The sequence below is a fragment of the Nostocoides australiense Ben110 genome, from assembly GCF_001050535.1.
In the GTDB taxonomy this organism is placed as follows: domain Bacteria; phylum Actinomycetota; class Actinomycetes; order Actinomycetales; family Dermatophilaceae; genus Nostocoides_A; species Nostocoides_A australiense.
In genome coordinates, this window is sequence record NZ_HG764815.1 from 3,642,844 (window position 1) to 3,644,094 (window position 1,251).

General features: G+C 74.5%; 1 protein-coding gene. It reads right to left on the reverse strand.

The genetic code is table 11. The features are described 5' to 3' along the window. Positions 1-147: 147 nt before the first annotated feature. Positions 148-1,146 carry a lysylphosphatidylglycerol synthase domain-containing protein gene (locus BN11_RS17865; RefSeq protein ID WP_048699648.1) on the reverse strand — a complete coding sequence of 333 codons (999 nt, stop codon included), beginning with the start codon at positions 1,144-1,146 and terminating at the stop codon, positions 148-150. Positions 1,147-1,251: the final 105 nt, after the last annotated feature.

Here is a 1,251-nt window from a genome sequence, read left to right on the forward strand (position 1 = left end):
CGGTGCCGCGCAGGGCCTCCAGCCGCCGCTGCCCGGCGACCCGCGCCCAGAGCACATGCTCGGCCCCGCGCTTGGCGACGGCCAGAGCGCGTCCGCCCGGGGGTGCGGCGTTTTGCGGGGTATGCGGTGTGGTCATGGATGGTCAACCTAGTCGGGTGGGCGGACAGTAACGGTATGCCGGTCGGGCAGCAGGTGGTGAGCGCGGGCCCAGAGCCAGCCGATGCCGGCCCAGAGGATGTCCATCGCCAGGGTCACGAAGCGGGTGAGCACGACGACCGCGGTCGCGGCCGACCCGGGCATGACGGTGACGAGCAGGAGCAGCAGGATGCCCTCGCGCACCCCGACCCCGGCCGGCAGCAGCACCGACGCCATGCCGACGACGGCCGCGAGGCAGAACCCGCTCAACGAGATCAGCGCCACCTCGCCGGTGTCGGCGCTGTCGGGGACGAGGTCGGCGGCGAAGGCCCAGCAGATCGCGCCGGTGGCCAGCCACGCGAGCAGGGTCCACGCCCCGCCGGTGACGATGCCGCGGCCGCTGAGGTCGTGTTCGAGCGGGTCGCGGCGCAGCAGCCGCAAACCCAGGCGGATGCCGCGGTTGAGCAGCGGCGGCCACATCGCGATGACGAACAGCATCCCCGCGACCCCGACGAGGACGGCCGTGCTGGAATCGCCCCGGCGCAGCAGGACCGGCAGAGACGGCACCGCGATGATGACGCCGGTCAGCAGCGACAGGGCCATGGTGACCAGGCCGACGACGCCGGTGCGGCGCCGCGGCACGCCGAGGCGGGCGGCCATCTCGGCCTGGGCGAAGACGCTCCACACCGAGCCGGGCAGGTACTTGCCGAGTTGCCCGACGAGGAAGACCCCGCTGGCCGGGGCAATGTGCAGGCGGGAGCCGAGGTCGGTCAGCAGCGCCCGCCAGCCGAGCATGCCGAGGAAGGGCGAGACGAATCCGGCGAGCAGCGCCAGCGCCCACGCCCGCAGCGAGACGTCGCCGAGGTGGGGGGAGACGGCACCCCAGTTGCGCCAGAGCGCGAGCAGCACCCCCGCCAGCACGAGGACGGCCAGGACGATCCGGACGGTCGCCAGGGCGCCCCGGCGACGGGGCGCGCGCGCGGAAGGTACGCCCGCTGCCCCGGTCGTCACCGGCGTCGCCAGGTCAGCCGGGCCAGGCCGTATGCCGCATCCGGGTCCGTTGCGACGCTCGCCGCTCGCCGCATCCGGCGCGTCAGGTCGCCGTCGAGATCGCCG